Below are 18,351 nucleotides of genomic sequence, written 5' to 3'. Positions count from 1 at the left end.
CATGCCGGACCCCGTCACGCTCGCCGCGCCCACCACCGATCGGGTCGTCGCCCTCGTGCGACGCTGGCTCGCCGAGAGCGCCGAGCACCCCGCCGAAGTCTCGGCCGAGCGCCTCGCCGGCGTGCTGAAGGACCCGAACGGCCTCGCCTTCACCGTCGGATTCGTCGACGGCGTCATGCGTCCCGAAGACCTCGGCGTGGCCGGACGCAACCTCGCGCAGGTCGCGAAGCTCACCCCGGCGTTCCTGCCCTGGTACCTGCGCGCGGCGATCCGCGTCGGCGGCGTCGTCGCCCCCGTGCTGCCGTGGGTCGTCGTGCCCATCGCGCGCCGGGTGCTCCGCGCCATGGTCGGCCACCTCGTGCTCGACGCCACGCCCGCCAAGCTCGGGCCCGCGATCTCGCACCTGCGCGAGTCGGGCAACCGCCTGAACCTCAACCTCCTCGGCGAGGCCGTGCTCGGCGAGGACGAGGCCGATCGGCGCCTGCGCGGAACCACCGAGTTCCTCGCCCGCGACGACGTCGACTACGTCTCCATCAAGGTGTCGAGCGTCGTCAGTCAGCTCTCGATGTGGTCCTTCGACGAGGCCGTCGCCAAGGTCGTGGCCAAGCTCACGCCGCTCTACGAGCTCGCGGCGCAGAACGAGGCCAGGGGCAAGGCCAAGTTCATCAACCTCGACATGGAGGAGTACCGCGACCTCGACCTGACGATCGCCGTCTTCACCGCGCTGCTCGACCAGCCGCAGCTGAAGGGCCTCGAGGCCGGCATCGTGCTGCAGACCTACCTGCCCGACGCGCTCGGCGCGATGCAGCACCTCAACGCCTGGGCGACCGAGCGGCGCGCGCAGGGCGGCGCCCCGATCAAGGTCCGCGTCGTCAAGGGCGCGAACCTCGCCATGGAGCACGTCGACGCCGCGGTCCACGGCTGGCCCCTCGCCACGTACGGCACCAAGCAGGACTCCGACACCAACTACAAGCGCGTCCTGCGCTGGGCGATGACGCCCGAGCGCACCGACGCCGTGAAGCTCGGCATCGCCGGGCACAACCTGTTCGACGTGGCCGACGCCTGGGTCACCGCCGTCGATCGCGGCGTCACCGGCCGCATCGAGTTCGAGATGCTGCTCGGCATGGCGACCGGCCAGGCCGAGGCCGTGCGCGGCGACGTCGGCAACCTGCTCCTCTACACGCCCGTCGTGAACCCGAGCGAGTTCGACGTCGCGATCGCCTACCTCGTGCGCCGCCTCGAGGAGAACGCCAGCCAGGACAACTTCATGTCGGCGGTGTTCGACCTCGCCGCGAGCGAGCCGCTCTTCGACCGCGAGATGCGCCGCTACCTCGCGTCGCTCGCCGCCCTCGAGGCCGACCCGACCCCGCCGGCCCCCAACCGCACGCAGAACCGCCGCACCGAGTGGACCGAGGAGTCCTACGCCGCGGCCATGGAGCCCAAGGACGCGCCCGCGCCCGGCAGCGAGCACGGGGGCGACGAGTCGCTCACGAGCGTCGTGCTCGGCATCCGTCGCGGGAGCCTCGGCGACGGCACCGACCTGTTCGACGGCGCCACGGCACTCGACAGCGCCCCGGCGCCCGCGGGCTCCGGGGTGACCCCCGGCTTCCGCAACGAGCCCGACACCGACCCGGCCCTCGCCGCGAACCGCGACTGGGGCCGCCGCATCCTCGCCAGGGTGCCCGACTCGAGGCTCGGCATCGACACCGTCGCGGCCGCCGCGATCTCCGACGCCGCGACCCTCGACCACGTGATCGCCGTCGCCGCCGAACGCGGACGCGCCTGGGGCGAGCGCTCCGGCGACGAGCGCGCCGCCGTGCTGCACCGCGCGGGCCTCGCGCTCGCCGCGAACCGCGACCGCCTCATCGAGGTGATGGCGGCCGAGACCGGCAAGACCATCGCCGAGGCCGACCCCGAGATCAGCGAGGCCATCGACTTCGCGCACTACTACGCCGAGCGCGCCCGCGAGCTCGACCACGTGCAGGGCGCCGAGTTCGTCCCGTCCAGGGTCACCGTCGTCACCCCGCCGTGGAACTTCCCGGTGGCGATCCCCGCGGGCGGCGTGCTCGCCGCGCTCGCCGCGGGTTCGGCCGTCATCATCAAGCCGGCCAAGCTCGCCCAGCGCTCCGGCGCGGTCATGGTCGAGGCACTGTGGGAGGCCGGCATCCCGCGCGACCTGCTCGTGCTCGTCGACCTCACCCAGCGCGAGCTCGGCAGCCGCCTCGTCAGCCACCAGGCGGTCGACCGGGTCATCCTGACCGGTGCGTACGAGACGGCGCAGCTCTTCCGCTCGTTCCGCCCCGACCTGCCGCTGCTCGCCGAGACGAGCGGCAAGAACGCGATCATCGTGACGCCGTCGGCCGACCTCGACCTCGCGGCATCCGACGTCGTGAAGAGCGCGTTCGGGCACGCCGGGCAGAAGTGCTCTGCCGCCTCGCTCGTGATCCTCGTGGGCTCGGTCGCGAAGTCCGAGCGGTTCATGCGACAGCTCGTCGACGCGACGATGTCGCTCAAGGTCGGCTACCCCGAGGACGCCACCAGCCAGATGGGCCCGCTCGTCGAGCCCGCCGGCGGCAAGCTCGAGCACGCCCTCACGCAGCTCGGCATCGGCGAGGAATGGCTCGTCGAGCCCAAGCGCCTCGACGGCACCGGCCGGCTCTGGTCGCCCGGCGTGCGCACCGGCGTCACTGCTGGGTCGTACTTCCACCTGACCGAGTTCTTCGGCCCGGTGCTCGGCGTCATGCACGCCAAGGACCTCGATGAGGCGATCCGCATGCAGAACGCCGTCGACTACGGCCTCACGGCCGGCCTGCACTCGCTCGACTCCGACGAGGTCGCGCTCTGGCTCGACCACGTCGAGGCGGGCAACCTCTACGTCAACCGGGGCATCACGGGGGCCATCGTGCAGCGCCAGCCGTTCGGCGGCTGGAAGCGGTCGGCGGTCGGCGCGGGCTCCAAGGCCGGCGGTCCCAACTACCTGTTCGGCCTCGGTGACTGGATGCCGCGCCACGACGTCACCTCGGAGTCGCTGCACCTGCGCGGGCTCGAGAAGCGCGTCTCCGATCTCATCGAGGCGTCGCAGTCCTCGATCGGGTTCGAGGCGTTCGAGGTGCTGCGCCGCTCGGCGCTGTCCGACCAGATCGCGTGGGCCGAGGAGTACGGCACGGTCAAGGACGTGTCGGGCGTGGGCGCCGAGCGCAACGTGTTCCGCTACCGTGCGCTGCCCGTGACGGTGCGCATCGGGGAGGCGGCGACGCTCGCCGAGGGCATCCGCGTGATCGCCGCCGGCCTGCTCGCCAACGCGCCGCTCACCATCTCGACCGCGCACGAGCTTCCGAAGCGGGCGCGTCAGCTGCTCGCGACCAAGGGTGTCGACATCGTCCGCGAGGGTGACGCGACCTGGCTCTCCCGGGTGTCCAAGCAGGGCGTGGGCGCCTCGCGCGTGCGTCTCGTGGGCGGCGAGCCGTCGGGCCTCGCCGTCGCACTCGACGGGACCCCGGATGTCGCGGTGTGGTCGCACCCCGTGACCCCGTCGGGCCGGGTCGAGCTGCTCCCGTTCCTGCACGAGCAGGCGATCTCGATCACGAACCACCGGTTCGGCAACCCGACGACGATCACCGACGGCGTCATCTGACGCGTCGGGCGGCCAGGCGGCCGGGCGCGCTGGGGCAGAATGGGCCGATGCCCGTCACCATCCAGCGCCTCGGCGCCCCCGTGCGGCGTTCACCGCGCACGCTCCTGCTCATGTCGGTGCTCGTCGGCCTTCCGGCGACGGGCCTCGTCGTCTGGGTCTTCCCCGAGTCGTTCGCGTGGCGCTTCGTCGCCGCCTGGGTGCTGATGGCCGTCGCCACGGCCGTGATCGTGTCCGTCGTGATGCTCCTCATGTTCCCGGGGGTCGTCGTCGACGTCGAGCGGGGCACCGTGCGCATCCGTTCGACGGAGGTGCCGCTCACGAGCATCGCGCGAGTGACGCGATCGATCTCGGACAACGGCGCGGCGCAGGCCCTGCTGTACCGTCTCGTCTCCGACGCAGGCCCGTCGGCTCGGCTGCTCGTGGTCAGTCGGCCGTTCCGGGGCCTCTCCCTCGACGAGGTGCGCGCGCTGCGAGTCCTCGTCGAGCGATCCGGCCTGCCCTCCACCGAATCCGGCGGCAGCGCGCAGGCGGAGCTGCTGCGCGGAGACACGCACGCGAACCTCGCTGCGGCCGCGGTCGGACGCGAGGCGCTGCTCATCGAGCTCGGCCACATCATCGAGGCGCTCGAGGACGTGTCCACCGGAGCCGTCGTCGCCGAGCGCGAGGGTGTCGAGCCTCATGCCGCCGCGACCCCCGCGTCAGCCTCCGCCGCCGCGCCTGCCGAGCCGGGCTCGCGGTCCGTGGTGGCCGCCGCCGTCCTCGACGCGGACACCGGCGCCCCCGAGACCGACGACGGACGGCGCCTGCTGGCCCTCGTGTCCGCGCTGGATGCCGACGACGAGGACGCGCGCCGCGTGATCGCGGATGCACCGGATGCTGCCGGGCGGGTCGCCGTGACGGCGGTGCTCGTGCTCGTGCTGGCCGTCGTTGCCTTCGCCGTCGCGTGCGTCTGGGCGGTGGTCGGTGCCTTCTCCGGCCCGCCGGTCGGCGCGCTCTCGCTCATGGGCTGGTCGCTGCTCATCGGATTCGCCGCGCTCCTCGTGTGGGCGGCGGCAGCCGACCGACGGGTCCGGCGGTTGAGCGAGCTCGGTGCACGCTGGCTCGACGCCGATCCGGCACGGCGACCGCGGGGGCTGGCCGCTCCATTCCTCGAACTCGCCCTCGACCCGTCGAATCGGCTGCTGATGATCGGGGCATTCACGGGGTCGACGCTCGGCGGCATGGGGCTGCTCCTCGGTGTCGCGATGATCGCGACCGAAGCCGAGGCCGGCCTGATCCCGTTCGCCACGACGATCGCGGTGGTCGGCGCGGTCGCCCTGGGCCTCTCGATCTGGGGCTTCGTCGCCGCGCGGCGGCGCCGGATGCGGCTGGTCGCCCGGTTCGCCGAGCTCGCGGGCCAGCGGGGCGAACTGGCCTACGGCCGCTTCTGACGGCTTCGGATGCCGCGGGCCTCGCATGAGCGTCCGGCGTGCGCCGCAGGCCGCTGCACCCACCGGGCCGGGGCTCTCGAACGGTCAGCGGCCGCGGTTCTGACGGCGGATGACGCGGGGTGCGCGCCCGCCGAGGAAGGACTCGCCCGCCGCGACGAGGAAGCCGTGCTGCAGCGCCTCGCGGCCGATGAGCATGCGGAAGCCCATCTCGTCGCGGTTGCTGAGGGTCACCTCGGATTCGACCTTGCGCCCCAGCAGGACGAGGTCGAGCAGCACCACGATGCGCTCCTCGGAGTGACCCGACGAGCTGCGCACCTGCCGCCGGTCGTGCACCCTCGACTCGACGACGACCCCGTCGTCGTCGGAGTTCTGCCACGGGCGCACGCCGAAGCGGACCCAGGCCTCGCCGTCGCGCTCGAACTCCTCGACGTCGAAGGCGTGCAGCGAGGACGTTCGCGCTCCCGTGTCGAGCTTCACCTTGATCCAGTCGACGCCGATCTCGGGAAGGCTCGCCCACTCGCGCCATCCTGCGATGGTGCTTGAATGGTCTGGCTCTCTCACTCGAACCATCATGGCAGGGGCTGACCTTGAAACTGGCGATTCTCTCGCGTGCCCCGCAGGCGTACTCGACCCAACGACTCCGCGCTGCGGCCGTGCAGCGCGGGCACCGGGTCAAGGTGCTGAACACGCTGCGGTTCGCGATCGACCTCACCGGCACCGACCCCGACCTGCAGTATCGCGGCCGCCAGCTGAGCGACTACGACGCGATCCTGCCCCGCATCGGCAACTCCATCACCTACTTCGGCACCGCCGTGGTGCGCCAGTTCGAGCAGATGGACGTCTACACGCCGAACACCGCCAACGGCATCACGAACGCGCGCGACAAGCTCCGCGCGAACCAGATCCTCTCGCGCCACAACATCGGCATGCCCGCGACCGCGTTCGTGCGCGACCGTGCCGATGTGCGCCCCGCGATCGAGCGCGTCGGCGGCGCGCCCGTCGTGATCAAGCTCCTCGAGGGCACCCAGGGCATCGGCGTGATCCTCGCCCCGCAGGTCAAGGTCGCCGAGGCGATCATCGAGACGTTGCACTCGACGAAGCAGAACGTGCTGATCCAGCGGTTCATCGCCGAGAGCCGTGGCCGCGACATCCGCGCCCTCGTCGTCGGCGACCGCGTGGTCGCGGCCATGCGCCGGGTCGCCAGCGGCGACGAGTTCCGCTCGAACGTGCACCGCGGCGGCACGGTCGAGCCCGTCGAGCTCGACCCCGAGTACGAGCTCGCGGCGGTGCGCTCGGCGCAGATCATGGGTCTCAAGGTCGCGGGCGTCGACATGCTCGAGGGCAACGACGGCCCGCTCGTCATGGAGGTCAACTCCTCGCCGGGCCTGCAGGGCATCGAGACGGCGACGAACCTCGACGTCGCCGGCGCGATCATCGACTACATGGCCAACCAGGTCGCGTTCCCCGAGATCGACGTGCGCCAGCGCCTCACGGTCTCGACCGGCTACGGCGTGGCCGAGCTCCTCGTGCACGGCAACGCCGACCTCGTGGGCAAGCCGTTGCGCGAGTCCGGCCTCGCCGACCGCGACATCAGCGTGCTCACGCTGCACCGCGGCGCCAACGTGATCCCGAACCCGCGCGGCAGCGTCGTGCTCGAGTCGGGCGACCGCCTGCTGTGCTTCGGCCGGCTCGAGGAGATGCGCTCGATGATCCCCGAGCGCCGCAAGCGCCGCGCGAAGGTGCGTCGCCTGCCCAAGGAACCGATCCCCGAGAGCTGAGCGGATGCCGCGACCCGGCGACCCGTCCTCGACGCACGCCGGCACGGGGTAACGTCGTCCGGTGCGCATCGCGATCGTCGGCGGAGTGCTGCTGGCGGTCGGAGCCGCGGCGGCGATCCTCGGCGTCCTCACGCCCGAGGCCCTGGCCGAGCTCGCCGGTCGGGTGCTGCCGATCCTCGGGTTCGTGGTCGCCGTCACGATCGTGGCCGAGCTCGCGGCCGAAGCCGGGCTGTTCCGGGTGATCGCCGAGCGCCTGGCGGCCCTGGCGCGCGGACGCGCGATCGTGCTCTGGCTGCTCGTGCTCGTGCTGGCGACGGCGTCGACGATCTTCCTCTCGCTCGACACGACGGCCGTGCTGCTCACGCCCGTGGTCGTGGCGCTCGCGGCGCACGCGCGCATCTCGCCGATCCCGTTCGCGCTCACGACGGTGTGGATCGCGAACACGGGTTCGCTCCTGCTTCCCGTGTCGAACCTCACGAACCTGCTCGCCGCGGAGCGGCTCGACCTGCATCCGCTGCAGTTCGCCGCCCTGGCCGCGGCGCCGGCCGTCGTCGCGATCGCGGTGACGGCGGTCGTGATCTTCGTCACGCGCCCGCGGCAGCTGCTCGCCCGGTTCGAGCCCGAGACGGCGCATCCGCCCGAGGACCGGGTGCTCTTCGGGGTCGCCGCGGTCACCCTCCTGCTGCTCGTGCCCCTGCTCGTCTCGGGCATCGAGGTGTGGATCCCCGCGTCCGTCGCGGCGGTCGTGCTCGTGCTCGCGTTCGCGGTGCGCCGCCCGGAGGTGCTGAACGTCGGGCTCGTGCCGTGGCAGCTCGTGGTGTTCGCGTCCGGGCTGTTCCTCGCGGTCGAGGCGCTGCACGCCGTACGCGCGACCGACGTGCTCGCCGCCATCGCGGGCACCGGCGAGGGACCGCTCGACCTCCTCCGCCTCGCGGGGGCGGGGGCGGTCTCGGCGAACCTCGTCAACAACCTGCCCGCCTACCTCGCCTTGGAGCCCTTCGCCGAGGACCCCGTGCGCATGATCGCGCTGCTCATCGGCGTGAACGCCGGGGCGATCGTCACGCCGTGGGGCTCGCTGGCGACGCTGCTCTGGCACTCGCGACTCGTGTCGACGGGCGTCGAGATCTCGTGGCCGAAGTTCATGCTGCTGGGCCTCGTGGTCGCACCCCTCGTCGTCACGTCGGCGACGCTGGCGCTCGCGTTCACGTCGTGACGCGGGGCGCCGTCGGTCGTGCCCGCGGTCTCAGCCGCGGTCAGCGCTTCGCGCGGAGGGCCGCCTCGACGAGTGCGAGCGCGTCGGCGTCGTCGAGCCCGAGGTGGTGCACGCGGTCGGCGTAGGCGATCGCGGCGAGCTGGGCCTCGCGTGTGGCGGGGTCGCCGGTGGCCGAGATGAAGGTTCCGGCGCGGCCGCGGGTCTCGATGACGTGGTCGGCCTCGAGCGCCCGATACGCCTTGGCGACGGTGTTCACGGCGAGCCCGAGGTCGGCGGCCAGGGCGCGGACGGTCGGCATCCGAGTGCCTGGGGTGAGGGAGCCGTCGGCGACGGCGTCGACGACCTGGCGCCGCACCTGCTCGAAGGGCGGTGCGGATGCCTCGGCGTCGATCGTGACGGCGAGGCGGCCGCCCGCGGCATCCGTCATGCTCAGTCCCGGTTGCGGTTGACGAGTCGCGACAGCACGATCGCGCTGCGGGTGTGGTCGACGTTGGGCGCGACGCGCACACGTTCGAGCGCGTCCTCGAGGGAGGCGATGTCGCGCGCACGGATCTGCACGATCGCGTCGGCGCTGCCCGTGACGGTGCCCGCGTAGACGACCTCGGGAACGCCCTGCAGGATGCGCTGCAGCTCGTCGGGTGCGACCGTGCCGCGGCAGAACAGCTCGACGTACGCCTCGGTGGACATGCCGTCGACCGCCGGGTCGACCTGGATCGTGAACGAGCGGATGACGCCGTCGGCGACGAGCCGGTCGACCCGGCGCTTGACCGCACTCGCGGAGAGTCCGACGGAGGACCCGATGTCGCCGTAGCCCGCACGCGCGTTCTGGCGGAGCAGGTCGAGGATGGCGCGATCGAGGTTGTCCATCCTCGGAGTGTACGACGATCGGTTGCGCGGGAACAGGCCTTGACGCGGGAATGTTGCGTGCGATTTGCCGCGGGTCCGTGGGCCCGGCCGGCGCGCCCCAGATGGTCGCCCGATTGCCGAACGGCGAAGCCTTCCACGGCCGTGCCCGAGCGGCAACCCCTCGCGGTCCGCGGTCGCCGGCCGTAGCGTGACCGCATCGGCCAGTGTCGTGTGAATCGAGGGGGACTCCATGCACCAGGTGACGGCGCGACGCGCGCTCACGTTCTCGATCGTGGGGGTCGCCGTCGGCGGCCTCCTCGCGGTCGGGACTCCGGCCACCGCGGCCATCCAGCCCGTGTCCGCCCCGGCGATCGGAGCCGATGCCGGCGCTGCCGGCGTGCCGGTAGCCGGCTCCCCGCGGTGGTCGCCGCAACCGCAGGCGACCTCGGTGGGATCCGGCGGCGCGGTGTCCTCCGTCGACGCCGTCGCCAGCCGCATCGGCGTCGAGGTGCTGCGCCTCGGCGGCAACGCGGCCGATGCCGCCGTCGCGACCGCGGCCGCGCTCGGGGTCACGGAGCCGTACAGCGCGGGCATCGGCGGCGGCGGGTACTTCGTCCACTTCGATGCGGCGACCGGCGAGGTGACCACCATCGACGGACGCGAGACCGCGCCCGCCGAGATGCCGACCGATGCGTTCATCGACCCGGCCACCGGCCAGCCCTACCGATTCACGCCCGAGCTCGTGTCATCCGGTGTCTCCGTGGGCGTGCCCGGCACGCTCGCGACCTGGGAGGCGGCGCTCGACCGGTTCGGCACGAAGCGGCTCTCGACGATGCTCGCCCCCGCGATCGCGGTCGCGGCGACCGGGTTCACGGTCGACGAGACGTTCCGCAGCCAGACCCTCGACAACAAGGCGCGGTTCGCCGCCTTCCCCGACACCGCGAAGCTGTTCCTCCCGAAGGGCGATGCCCCCGTCGTCGGCTCGACCTTCCGCAACCCCGACCTCGCGAAGACGCTCGGGCTCATCGCCCTGCGGGGAACCGACGCCTTCTACGAGGGGCGCCTCGCCCGCGAGATCGCCGACGTCGTGCAGCATCCGCGCAAGGACCCGGCGTCGCCGCTGCCGGCCCCGCCCGGTTCCCTCACGGCGGCCGACCTCGACGCGTATGAGGTGGTCGAGCAGGCCCCGACCCATGTCGAGTACCGCGGGCTCGACGTCTACGGCATGGCGCCGAGCTCGTCGGGCGGCACGACCGTCGGCGAGTCGCTGAACATCCTCGAGAACCACGACCTGTCCGGCGACACCCCCGAGGCCACGGCGCAGAGCCTGCACCTGTTCCTCGAGGCCACCGCCCGCGCGTTCGCCGACCGCAACGCCTACGTCGGCGACCCGGCCTTCGTCGACGTGCCCACCGAGACGCTCCTGAGCCAGGGCTTCGCCGACGCCCGCGACTGCACGATCGACCCGTCCGCCGCCTCCGCGCGTCCGGTCGCGCCCGGCGCGCTGGATGCCGTCGGCTGCACGACGGCGGATGCCGCGGAGCCGGCCGACACCGAGAACGTGTCGACCACCCACCTCTCCGTCGTCGACCGGTGGGGCAACGCGGTCGCGTACACGCTCACGATCGAGCAGACCGGCGGATCCGCGATGACGGTGCCCGGTCGGGGGTTCCTGCTCAACAACGAGCTGACCGACTTCTCGACCGTCTACAGCGAGACCGACCCGAATCGCATCCAGCCGGGCAAGCGACCGCGGTCGTCCATGTCGCCGACCATCGTGCTCGACGGCGGCGACGTGCGGTACGTGCTGGGTTCCCCGGGCGGCGCGACGATCATCACGACCGTCACGCAGATCCTGCTCAACCGCATCGACCTCGGGATGACCCTCCCCGAGGCCGTGGCCGCACCACGCGCCTCGCAGCGCAACGCCGCGGTGACGCCGGCCGAGCCGGAGTTCATCGACGCCTACGGCGCGGCGCTGGGCGCGTACGGCCAGACGTTCACGCCGTCGGGCGATCGGTTCACGTCGGCCGCGCAGATCGGCGCCGCCGCGGCGATCGAGGTCGCTCCCGACGGCACGATGACGGCGGCCGCGGAGCCCGTGCGCCGCGGCGGCGGGACCGCGCTGGTGGTGAGGCCGCGCCGGTGAGGGCGAACCGCTGAGGGGCGTGCCACGCGGCATCCGGTCGGGCGCACCTGATCGGCTCCAACCGGGTGGTCGCCGTCGCACGCGGACCTAGGCTTGGAGGATGAGCCCTACCTCTCCCGTGCGCCTCGGCATCCAGGTGCAGCCCCAGCATGCCCAGTACACCGCGATCCGCGACACGGTGCTCCGCCTCGAGGAGCTCGGCGCCGACGTCGTCTTCAACTGGGACCACTTCTTCCCGCTCAGCGGCGACCGCGAGGGCCTGCACTTCGAGGCCTGGACCATGCTCGGCGCCTGGGCCGAGCAGACCGAGCGCATCGAGTTCGGCACGCTCGTGAACTGCAACTCGTACCGCAACGCCGACCTGCAGGCCGATATGGCCCGCACGCTCGACCACATCAGCTCCAAGGGCGGCGCGGGCCGGTTCATCTTCGGCACGGGGTCCGGATGGTTCGAGCGCGACTACGACGAGTACGGCTACGAGTTCGGCACGGTCGGCGGGCGACTGAACGCCCTCGCCGACGCGCTGCCGCGCATCGAGGCGCGCTGGGCGAAGCTCAACCCGGCGCCGACCCGGAAGATCCCCGTCATGATCGGCGGCAAGGGCGAGCAGAAGACCCTCCGCATCGTCGCGCAGCACGCCGACATCTGGCACTCGTTCGTCGCGCCCGACGAGCTCGGTCGCAAGCTCGACGTGCTGAAGCGCTGGGGCGACGAGGTCGGCCGCGACATCTCCGAGATCACCGTGTCGAACGAGTTGCACCGCGGCACCGCCGACCTCGAGCAGGCCGACGCGCTGTACGAGGCCGGCGTGCGCCTCTTCACGCTCGGCATCAGCGGCCCCGACTACGACCTCACGGCGGTGCGCGAGTACCTGGCCTGGCGCGACGCGAAGAACGGCTGAGCGCTCGGCCCACCAGCTCCGCTGCGGTGTCCCAACGCGATTCACGCCGACGAAACACACCGCTCCGAACCGCTGAAACACGGACTTCCTAGGTTCGCGCTGTTCGCATTTCGCGAATGACAGTGTCCAGGAGGTTCGATGCAATCACCACCGAGCAACACCCGAACGAGACGACTGCCGTACCTGATCCTCGGGGGCGGCGTCGTCGCCGCGGCCGCGGTCGTGGGCGGCTTCATGGCGATCCCCGCGGTCAGTGGCGCGTCCGGCGCCGACAACTCCGAGACCCGCGAGCTCGAGGCCGTCACCGCGAAGCCCGAGCTCGGGGAGCCTCGCGACCCGCTCAGCCCCGACGAGCTCAGCTACGCGATCCACCTCGCGAGCACCGATGCGAGCGTTCCTGAAGACGTCACCTCGGTCGACGGCTCGTCGGCGCCGCAGGTGCTCTCCGTCGACATCTCGACCCGCGACGTCGACGCCGCCGACCGGCTGGTCGACGTCTTCCTGTTCGACTACACGTCGAACCAGACGTTCCTGCAGACCGTCGACCTCACCGACGGCAGCGTCGAGAGCACGGCCAAGGGCGGCGTGCAGCCGCCGACGAGCCCCGACGAGGTCGACTACGCCTTCGGCGTGTTCCTCGGCGACCCTGCCGCCAGCGCCGCGGTGCGCGCCGAGTTCGCGGCCGTGACGGGCGACGAGCTCGATTCCATCGACCAGCTCGCCGTCACCGGCGGCGCGTTCGTCCCCGACGCCGGAACCCTCGGCGCCGAGGCCTGCAGCATCGACCGGTGCGTGGAGATGCAGTTCCGCGTGCCGGGCGGCGGATACCTCGACACGACGGCATTCGTCGTCGACCTGTCCACCGAGTCCGTGATCGGCATCAAGTGAGGGGCGCGACCATGAAGAGGATCTCCCGCGCGATGGCCGTCGGAGTGGCGGCCGTCGCCGTCGCCGCGGGCCTCGCCGTCATCCCGGTGACGTGGGCCACGGCTGCGGCGCCGACCGTCAACTGCTCGGGCGACGCCCGCATCGAGAAGTCGTTCGACAACGGCACCGAGTGGCAGATGTGCTGGCGCATCGACAGCAAGCACGGACTCATGCTCGAGCAGGTGGCCGTGAAGGCGCCCGGCGAGGACTCGTTCCGCCGCGTGCTCGACTCGGTGAGCCTCGGCCAGCTCAACGTGCCGTACGACACGGGCAAGAACGTGTGGAACGACATCACCTCGTACGGCTTCGGCAACCAGTACCTGCAGAAGCTCAGCGCGGCCGAGTGCAGCACCGGCACGCTCCGCGACTACGGGCAGGCGTGGAGCATCACGCGCCGCGGCGAGACGACGAACTACCTGCGCACCATCCCGGCGCTCTGCATCACGGACACCACGCGCGACCTGGCGTACCGCTCGCACGAGCAGACGTGGGGCTCGATCGAGGATGCTCCGCTGTTCACGACGACGGGCCAGGCGTTCAACCTCAGCATCATCTCGAAGGTCGACTGGTACGAGTACGCTACCAAGGTCGAGTTCACCGATGATGGCGCCATCTCGTTCAACCTGGGCGCGACGGGCGACATCTCGTACGAGGACTTCGACGCCGACGCCACGACGGGCTGGCCCGTCGGGACGGATGCCGCGAACTACGCGGCCTCGCACTGGCACAACGCCTTCTGGCGCCTGGACTTCGGGCTCGACGGCCAGGCCCTGCAGCAGGTCGAGCAGTACGACTCGACGCTCGGCGAGGCGGGCGAGAAGGCCCCGCTGATGCACACGACCGCCACGACGATCGAGCACCCGGCGAACCTCGTGCCCGCCGCCGACACGACCTGGTGGCGCGTCGTCGCACCCGAGAGCCGCAACGCCGACAACCACGCGCGCTCCTACGAGTTCGTGTTCCCGGGCTCGCAGCTCTACCAGGGCAACCCGATCACGCAGCCGCTCATCAGCGTGACGAACTACGCCGCCTGCGAGGAGTACGCGAGCAACAACCTCAACCCCGCGTGCCCCAACCTGAGCGTGCTCGACTACGTCGCGAACAGTGCGGATGCCGCGTTGACCGACCCGGTCGCGTGGGTCAACAGCGGGTTCCACCACGTCGTGCGCGACGAGGACCAGAGCCCGATGCAGACGCACTGGCAGTCGTTCTCGATCATGCCGCGCGACTGGACGGCGCAGTCGATGAGCACGCCCGAGGGCCGCTCGTGCATCGACGGCGACCCGGGCGGGGAGATCCACAGCGACGAGTCGCCGTGCGAGGTCGTCGTGCCGACCGATCCCGAGCCGACGGAGACCGCCGAGCCGACGGAGCCGCCCGCGACGACCACGCCGACCGACCCGCCCGTCACGACCGAGCCGACCGACTCCCCGGAGCCGACCGACCCGGCCGAGCCCGGCGAGGGCGGGGACCCGGATGCGCCGAGCCTCACGATCTCGTCGACGGAGCTCTCGCCCGGCGAGGGCTTCGAGCTCGAGGGCGCGGGCTTCGCCGCGGGCGAGCAGGTCGAGGTCGTGCTGCACTCGGACCCGATCACGGTGGGAACCCTCGCCGCCGACGAGGACGGCGCGATCGCGGGCACGCTCGAGGTGCCCGCGACGGCACCGTCGGGTGCGCACACGATCGTCGTCACGGGCGTCGATTCGGGCCTGAGCGCCGAGGTCGAGGTCACCGTGGCGGCCACGCCGGCGGCAGCGCCCGCGGCCGCGTCGGGCGATGACGGCGGCATGCTCGCCTTCACCGGAACGGCGCTCCCGATCGGCGCGGCCTCGGCGGCCGTCGTGCTGCTGGCGGCCGGCGGACTGCTGCTGGCCAGGCGCCGGCGACGCGCGGGCGTCGCGTCGGCCTGATCCACCGGGCGGCGGTCCGGCATCCGCCGGGCCGCCGCCTCCGATCCACCCCGAAGGAGCGCCATGCGACGACCTGTCGCCACGACCATCGCCCTCGCCGCGATCCTCATGAGCGGCGCCGCCGTGCTCGGACCGTGGCTCGCGGCATCCGATCGCGCCCGGGCCGAGGAGCTGGTCGACCGCGCACCGGGCAGCACCGTGATGGCGGCATCCGCGCGTGAGGACGGGAGCGTGCAGCCCGTGCTCGGCGAGCGGGCGTCGGGCGTCGACGACGTCCCGAACGACGCGGACATGCTGTTCGCGATGATGATGATCCCGCATCACGAGCAGGCGGTCGAGCTCTCCCGGATCCTCGCGGCGACGCCCGGCATCGACGGGTTCTCGCGGTCGCTCGCCGATTTCATCGAGACCGACCAGACCCGGGAGATCACGGCCATGCAGGCCTGGATCGACGCATGGCACGGGGTCGGCGTCATGCACCACGGCGGCGGCCTGATGTCGGGCATGGCGACGCCGGAGCAGATCGCCGAGTTCGACGCGCTCTCGGGTGCGGAGGCGGAGGCGCGCTTCCTCGACCTCATGATCGCCCACCACCGCGGCGCGCTCGAGATGGCCGACGCGGCGATCGCGGACGGCGCCAACAGCTACATCCGCACCCTCGCCAAGCACATCGCCGCCGAGCAGGAACGCGAGATCGAGGCCATGATCCTGCGGCGCGGCGACCTGTGAGGCGCCGCACGTTCGTCCCGCTCGCGTCCGCGGTGCTCGCGGTCGGCCTCGCGGCCGGCGCGGCGGTCGTGGCGAGCGGCGCGGCGGCGTACCGGGCGGACTCGGACTCCATGTCGCCGACGATCGACGTCGGCGACCTCGTCGTCGCCGCGGGGCAGCGCGGAGGAGACCTGCACCGCGGCGACGTCGTCGTCTTCGCCGACCCGGGCGGATGGGGCGACCGCGTCGCCCGACTCCTCGGCCGGGGCGAGGCCTCGACGACCTTCGTCAAGCGCGTGGTCGGTCTTCCGGGCGAGCGCATCGCCTGCTGCACTGCGGGCGGCGAGCTCACGGTCGACGGCGTGCCGCTCGAGGAGGACTACCGGGTTCCCCACGAGGGGCTCGCGAGCGTGCTCGCGTTCGACGAGACGGTGCCCGACGACGCCGTGTTCGTGCTCGGCGACGCCCGGGCCGCGTCGATCGACTCCCGCTACCTCGGCAGCGTCCCGGTGGGGTCGGTGCTCGGCACGGTGCGGTTCGTCGTTCCGTTCGGCGGCTGAGCCGCGGCATCCGCCCGCAGGCTCAGCCGGCGGTCGAGCCCACCGGGTACGCGATCGCGGCGAGTTCGCCGCACGCGGCCTGCAGCGCGGCGAGGTGGCGCTCGGCGAGCGAGAGGTCGTCGCCCGCGATCGTGAGGGCCACCGCGGCGACGAGGTCGCCGTCGGGCGAGCGCACCGGCACCGCGATGCATGCGCGGGCCACGGGCTCGGGCTCGGTGCTGCGGGCGTAGCCGAGCCGCGCGACCTCCACGGCGATGCGCCGTCGCTCCTCGATCGAGATGCCCGACGCGCGTGCGGACTCGGCGACCGCCTTCGCCGCCGTCGGGTCCGACGTCGGCTCGAGCGGCGGGAACTCGGCGATGAGCAGCCGGCCGATCGCGGTCGCACCGAGCTGGCGACGGGTGCGGTCGATCGAGGTGAGCGGGAGGTCGGGGTCCTCGTCGACGATCGTCACCCGGCCGCCGGCGTACCGCACGAAGTGCACGGCCTCCCCGGTGCGCTCGCGGAGCCCCGCGATCACCTCGGGCAGGGGATCGGCCCGGCGAGGGGCGATCAGGTGCGCGAGCTCGACCACGCGCACGCCGAGCACGAAGCCGTCGAGCGTCGGATGCCGCAGCAGGTACTCCTCGCTCGTGAGCGAGTTGATCAGGCGGTAGGCGCTCGCCCGCGGCATCCCGAGCAGCTGGGCGATGCGGTTCGCGGACAGGGTCGGCCCGCCGCGGGCGACCTCCTCGAGCACGGCCAGCGCGAGGGCGACGCCGCCGCCCGACGTCCCGCTCACGAGCGCGGGGGTGGTGCGACCGGGGAGGAGATGGCGTCGGATGCCACGGGCGTGTCGTACGCCCCCACCCGCGCCGCGAGCACCGAGCCCGACCGCACGCGGAGCAGGTGCGCGAGCGTCGCGACGGCGATGACCGCCAGGAGGACGCAGAGCGCCGTCGGGTCCTCGCTCGCCTCGGCGAGGACCTCGGTGCCCGCGACGCCCGCGAGCGCCAGGGTCCCGAGCACGGCGGGCCAGGCCTCCCGGAGGCTGAACTCCCCGATGCGCACGAGGTACGGGACGGCCGCGGCGCAGACGGCGAGGTAGGCGATGATGAACGCCATGCTCTGGGAGAGGTGCACGACGTCGCGGTAGAGCGATTCCCGGCCCGCCCAGACGAGCAGCAGCGTGCCGGCGATGATCACCGTGCCGACGGCGAGGGCGGCCACGTGCGGTGTCGCGAACCTGGCGGACGTGCGTCCGAGCGCCGTGGGCAGCACACCCTCGCGGGCCATCGTGAACACGAGCCGCACGAGCGCGTTCGTGCAGGCCAGGGTGCAGGCGATCCAGGATGCCGCGACGACGGCCTCGATCAGGGAGCCCAACCAGGGGCTCGCGACGAGGTCCGCATCCGTCAGCAGTGCGGCATCCCTCCCGTCGGCGACGGCGGAGAGCTGGGCGAGCATCCCGAACAGGTAGACGGCGGCGACGGCCGCGATCGTCCAGACGAGCGCCCGGGGCACGGTGGCGAGCGGGCGGCGGCTCTCGGGGCCGAGCGCCGCCCCGCTCTCGAAGCCCACGAAGCAGATGAGGGCGAAGCCGATGCCCTCCGCGAACGAGGAGAGCGACGGTGCGGCCGCGAGGTCGGGCAGCACGTCGGGCGCCTTCCAGCCGGTCGACGCGAGCACCGCGACCGACAGCCCGACGAGCGCCGTGACCACGACGGCCTCGACCACGAGCATGACGCGCGTCGACGTCTTCGCGCCGAGGCCGATGATCGCGGTGATCGCCGCGCCGATGCCGACGACCAGCACGACGGTCGCGACGCTCCCGGACGCCCACTGCCCGTCGTCGCCGAACGCGACGCCGAGCCGGCGCACCGCGCTCCGCAGCGTGTCCATCGAGACCCCCGCGTAGCCGAGCAGCAGGGCCACGCCCGCGATCATCCCGGCGACCGGCCCGAGGCCGCGCGTGACGAACGTGTAGATGCCGCCCGCCGCGGAGATCCGCCGGGCGAACACCGACATCGACAGCGCCACGAGGATCACGGCCGCGGCCGTCAGCAGCAGCGTCACGAACGCGAAGGATCCCGTGCGGTCCACGAGCCCGCCGGTCAGGATGAGCAGGCCGCCGGCGGGGGCGACGGCGGCGACGGACTGCGCGACGAGGTCGAGGGTCGTCACCGAGCCGCGTCGCAGGCCGTGCAGCGGCGACACCTGGCCGAGGCTCGAGTCGGGCATGCGCCGCGCGATCGCGTCGCTCAGTGCGCTCATCGGTGCCTCCTCGGTGACAGAACGGTATTCTGCGGCCGTTTC

General features: G+C 72.5%; 15 protein-coding genes. 10 read left to right on the top strand and 5 right to left on the bottom strand.

What is annotated here, in order from left to right:
- Position 1 precedes the first annotated feature (1 nt).
- Positions 2-3,634: a proline dehydrogenase family protein gene (locus tag ACR3IO_RS15345; RefSeq protein ID WP_434072090.1), complete on the top strand. Its 3,633-nt coding sequence runs from the start codon at positions 2-4 to the stop codon at positions 3,632-3,634.
- A 47-nt stretch (positions 3,635-3,681) separates the two neighbouring features.
- Positions 3,682-5,064, top strand: a complete 1,383-nt coding sequence (locus ACR3IO_RS15340; protein WP_434072089.1) for a hypothetical protein — start codon at positions 3,682-3,684, stop codon at positions 5,062-5,064.
- Between the two features lie 84 nt (positions 5,065-5,148).
- Here ACR3IO_RS15340 and ACR3IO_RS15335 read toward each other — a convergent pair whose 3' ends face one another.
- On the bottom strand, positions 5,149-5,634 hold the full coding sequence (locus tag ACR3IO_RS15335; protein ID WP_434072088.1) for an ATP-dependent zinc protease family protein: 486 nt from the start codon (positions 5,632-5,634) through the stop codon (positions 5,149-5,151).
- Between the two features lie 17 nt (positions 5,635-5,651).
- On the opposite strand from ACR3IO_RS15335, the gene ACR3IO_RS15330 reads away from it, so the two are divergent.
- Positions 5,652-6,842 (top strand): RimK family alpha-L-glutamate ligase, encoded by a 1,191-nt coding sequence (locus tag ACR3IO_RS15330; protein ID WP_434072087.1) that lies wholly within the window; start codon positions 5,652-5,654, stop codon positions 6,840-6,842.
- Positions 6,843-6,903: 61 nt separating this feature from the next.
- On the top strand, positions 6,904-8,055 hold the full coding sequence (locus ACR3IO_RS15325) for an SLC13 family permease (RefSeq protein WP_434072086.1): 1,152 nt from the start codon (positions 6,904-6,906) through the stop codon (positions 8,053-8,055).
- 40 nt (positions 8,056-8,095) lie between these two features.
- On the opposite strand, the gene ACR3IO_RS15320 is transcribed toward ACR3IO_RS15325, so the two are convergent.
- Together ACR3IO_RS15320 and ACR3IO_RS15315 are read right to left on the bottom strand one after the other, a co-directional pair.
- On the bottom strand, positions 8,096-8,482 hold the full coding sequence (locus ACR3IO_RS15320; protein WP_434072085.1) for a GntR family transcriptional regulator: 387 nt from the start codon (positions 8,480-8,482) through the stop codon (positions 8,096-8,098).
- Positions 8,483-8,484: 2 nt separating this feature from the next.
- Positions 8,485-8,922: an Lrp/AsnC family transcriptional regulator gene (locus ACR3IO_RS15315; protein WP_434072084.1), complete on the bottom strand. Its 438-nt coding sequence runs from the start codon at positions 8,920-8,922 to the stop codon at positions 8,485-8,487.
- Between the two features lie 229 nt (positions 8,923-9,151).
- Here ACR3IO_RS15315 and ggt point away from each other — a divergent pair, with 229 nt between their 5' ends.
- The 6 genes from ggt (at position 9,152) to lepB (ending at position 16,056) form a co-directional block, all read left to right on the top strand.
- Complete coding sequence (gene ggt / locus ACR3IO_RS15310) at positions 9,152-11,050, top strand: gamma-glutamyltransferase (protein WP_434072083.1); 1,899 nt, start codon at positions 9,152-9,154, stop codon at positions 11,048-11,050.
- 100 nt (positions 11,051-11,150) lie between these two features.
- Positions 11,151-11,951: an LLM class F420-dependent oxidoreductase gene (locus ACR3IO_RS15305; protein WP_434072082.1), complete on the top strand. Its 801-nt coding sequence runs from the start codon at positions 11,151-11,153 to the stop codon at positions 11,949-11,951.
- A gap of 138 nt (positions 11,952-12,089) precedes the next feature.
- Entirely contained in the window at positions 12,090-12,839 is a 750-nt protein-coding gene (locus tag ACR3IO_RS15300) for a hypothetical protein (RefSeq protein WP_434072081.1), read from the top strand.
- Positions 12,840-12,850: 11 nt separating this feature from the next.
- Complete coding sequence (locus tag ACR3IO_RS15295) at positions 12,851-14,788, top strand: hypothetical protein (protein ID WP_434072080.1); 1,938 nt, start codon at positions 12,851-12,853, stop codon at positions 14,786-14,788.
- Positions 14,789-14,851: 63 nt separating this feature from the next.
- Positions 14,852-15,517, top strand: coding sequence for a DUF305 domain-containing protein (locus tag ACR3IO_RS15290; protein WP_434072079.1), 666 nt, complete (start codon positions 14,852-14,854; stop codon positions 15,515-15,517).
- The gene (gene lepB, locus ACR3IO_RS15285; RefSeq protein WP_434072078.1) at positions 15,514-16,056 is read left to right on the top strand and encodes a signal peptidase I; all 543 of its coding nucleotides are present in this window, start codon (positions 15,514-15,516) and stop codon (positions 16,054-16,056) included. Before ACR3IO_RS15290 ends, lepB begins: the two co-directional genes overlap by 4 nt.
- A gap of 22 nt (positions 16,057-16,078) precedes the next feature.
- On the opposite strand, the gene ACR3IO_RS15280 is transcribed toward lepB, so the two are convergent.
- Both ACR3IO_RS15280 and ACR3IO_RS15275 read right to left on the bottom strand, forming a co-directional pair.
- On the bottom strand, positions 16,079-16,837 hold the full coding sequence (locus ACR3IO_RS15280; protein WP_434072077.1) for an IclR family transcriptional regulator: 759 nt from the start codon (positions 16,835-16,837) through the stop codon (positions 16,079-16,081).
- Positions 16,834-18,309 carry an APC family permease gene (locus ACR3IO_RS15275; RefSeq protein WP_434072076.1) on the bottom strand — a complete coding sequence of 492 codons (1,476 nt, stop codon included), beginning with the start codon at positions 18,307-18,309 and terminating at the stop codon, positions 16,834-16,836. The genes ACR3IO_RS15280 and ACR3IO_RS15275 overlap by 4 nt, the downstream gene beginning before the upstream one ends.
- Between the last annotated feature and the right edge of the window lie 42 nt (positions 18,310-18,351).

Origin of the sequence: Agromyces sp. Marseille-Q5079, assembly GCF_051016555.1 — a bacterium.
Classification (GTDB): Bacteria; Actinomycetota; Actinomycetes; order Actinomycetales; family Microbacteriaceae; genus Agromyces.
This window is presented reverse-complemented; position numbering and strand designations above follow the sequence as displayed.